A 2,327-nucleotide genomic window follows, 5' to 3' on the forward strand; every position below is an offset into this window, starting at 1 on the left:
GTCCGGCGTTCCGGGCATCCGCGCGGTGAAGAACCCGGCACCGTCCGCCGCCGAGGCACCGGAGCGGCATCGGGCGCTGCAGGCGACGGTCCCGCCCGAGTTCGCGATCGGCTACAGCGGCGACTGGCTGGCCGCGGATGCCGCGCTGGCCGGCGGGGTCGCCTGGTACAGCGTGATCGGCGGCCTGCTCCCGGCACCCACGCTGAAGCTGATGCGCGCTGCCGAGGCTGGCGATGCCGCCGAAGTCGCGCGCCTCAACGAGCGCTTTCAGCCGCTCTGGGCCCTGTTCCGCGAGCTCAGCAGCTACCGCGTCGTCCATGCCGTCGCCAACGAGCTGGGCCTGACCCGCGCCGACCCGCCGCGTCCGGTCCTCCCGCTGGGCGCCGCCGACCGGCAGCGCGTCATGGCGGCGGTCGCTGCGATCCAGGCATAGCCTGTCTCGTCATGGCCGTTCCCCGGCCTGCTGAAGCCGGTGATGCTTCGTTCTCAGAGCGGTGAGAAACGAAAGGCATCGCCATCCCGCGCGACGCTGCCGATGCCGGGAAAGTCGAGGTGTGCGCCTGCGACGAACATGCCTGGCCACGCCGCCCGGTCGAGGATCTGCGCACGGGTCGAACGGGCCTGCACCTGATCCCGATCCAGTTCCCAGGTGAGCTCCGGCCTCGCGAACTGGATGGAGGGCACATGCACGATGTCGCCCCAGATCAGCAACTGCTCCCCGCCGCTCGGCACTGCGAACATCGTATGCCCCGCCGAGTGGCCATGGGCCGCAACGGCGACCATGTGGTCGCTCACGGCAAAGCCGTTCCCCATCGGTACGCAGCGCTGCCGGAACCTCGCCAGCCTCTCGCTCCGGTCGAACAGCGCGACTTCCTCCTGCGGGACGAACAGCTGCTCCAGGTTGGGAAACGCATCCGAGCCGTCCGGCGCGACGAGGCCGTTCACGTGATCGGTATGGGTGTGCGTGCAGGCCACGGCGGTGATGTCCTCCCGCGCGATCCCCGCTTCCGCGAGCGCGCGCAGCAGCAGGCCCATGGACGGGTGCCACGCATTGCCGGCACCCGTGTCGACCAGGATGTGCCGGCCCTGCTCGATGACCAGGAACGCATTGACCGACAGCCGCAGCTTCCCGTCCACGAGCCTGACCTGCCCGGGCAGTTCCGCACCGAACGGCCGGTCGCCCTTCTGGCGCAGCCGGCCGGGCGGCATGTCCACATAGCCGTCGCGAAGGGCCAGAACGGCCAGCTCGCCGAGTTCGTAGCGGGCGAAGTCGGTGCCCGACTGGATCATCTTCAAGGAACTGTTCCCCATGCGGGCGGGACGTTCCGGGCCGGACGCCGCGCGAGCCCGCATGTCGCGCGGCGTCCCTCGAGGAGGTCCCGGTTCAGATGCCCTGGCCGCCGGACACCTCGATCCGCTGGGCGTTGATCCAGCGATTGTCCCCGGACAGCAGGCTCGCGATCATCCGGCCGATATCGTCGGGCAGGCCGACGCGGCCGAGCGCGGTCATGTCGGCGAAGACCTTGTTGATCTCCGGGTTGTCCCGGACCGCGCCGCCGCCGAAGTCGGTCTCGATGGCGCCCGGCGCCACCGTGTTGATCGCGATCCCGCGGCTGCCCAGCTCCTTGGCCATGTAGCGGGTCAGCACCTCCACGGCCCCCTTGACCGCCGAATAGACGGCAAAGCCGGGATAGCACACCCGGGTCAGACCGGAGGACAGGTTCACGATGCGCCCGCCATCCGCGATCAGCGGCAGCAGCGTCTGGGTGAGGAAGTAGACGCCCTTGAAGTGGACATCGACCAGCCGGTCCAACTGCGCCTCGGTCGTCTCGCCGATCGGCGTGAAGTCGCCATGGCCGGCATTGTTCACGAGATGATCGAAGGTATCGCGCTGCCATTTCTCGCGCAGTGCGATCCGCAGGCGCTCGGCAAACGGGGCGAAGGCGGCGACGTCGCCGGTATCGAGCTGCAGGGCAACTGCCTTGCGCCCCAACGCCTGGATCTCGTCGACTGCGGTCTGCGCATCCTCCCGCCGGCTCTGGTAGGTGAGGACGACGTCGCCGCCGTGGCGGGCGATGTTGATGGCGGTGTTGCGGCCGAGGCCGCGGCTGGCACCGGTAACGAGGGTGATCTTGGTCATCATCCAACTCCTCTGGCGTGACGTCCTCGATATCGGGCCAAGAGGACGGCCGTTGTTGCCAAAAACCCGACGTTGTTTGCCTGATCCTCCAAAGCGAGTTCACGGAGCGATCCGTTCTGAGGTAGGAACAGGCATGGACGACTCCCTGCTCAAAGCCGTTCGCCGCTACACCGAGGCCCATGCCGAC

Annotated in this window: 4 protein-coding genes; 2 read left to right on the top strand and 2 right to left on the bottom strand. The window is 68.7% G+C overall.

The genetic code is table 11. The annotated features are described in order from the left end of the window. Positions 1 to 433, top strand: a 433-nt coding sequence (locus VNS22_RS11025; RefSeq protein WP_325732335.1) for a dihydrodipicolinate synthase family protein, incomplete at its 5' end; no start/stop codon positions are given. A gap of 53 nt (positions 434 to 486) precedes the next feature. Here the strand turns inward: VNS22_RS11025 and VNS22_RS11030 are convergent. Beyond that, positions 487 to 1,290 carry an MBL fold metallo-hydrolase gene (locus tag VNS22_RS11030; RefSeq protein WP_325732341.1) on the bottom strand — a complete coding sequence of 268 codons (804 nt, stop codon included), beginning with the start codon at positions 1,288 to 1,290 and terminating at the stop codon, positions 487 to 489. 94 nt (positions 1,291 to 1,384) lie between these two features. Further along, on the bottom strand, positions 1,385 to 2,140 hold the full coding sequence (locus VNS22_RS11035; RefSeq protein ID WP_325732337.1) for an SDR family NAD(P)-dependent oxidoreductase: 756 nt from the start codon (positions 2,138 to 2,140) through the stop codon (positions 1,385 to 1,387). Between VNS22_RS11035 and VNS22_RS11040 the strand changes: the two genes are divergently transcribed. Next, a partial coding sequence (locus tag VNS22_RS11040; RefSeq protein ID WP_325732339.1) for a hypothetical protein occupies positions 2,133 to 2,327 on the top strand: 195 nt, incomplete at its 3' end. The genes VNS22_RS11035 and VNS22_RS11040 overlap by 8 nt on opposite strands.

Origin of the sequence: Geminicoccus sp. (assembly GCF_035556675.1) — a bacterium.
In the GTDB taxonomy this organism is placed as follows: Bacteria; Pseudomonadota; Alphaproteobacteria; order Geminicoccales; family Geminicoccaceae; genus Geminicoccus.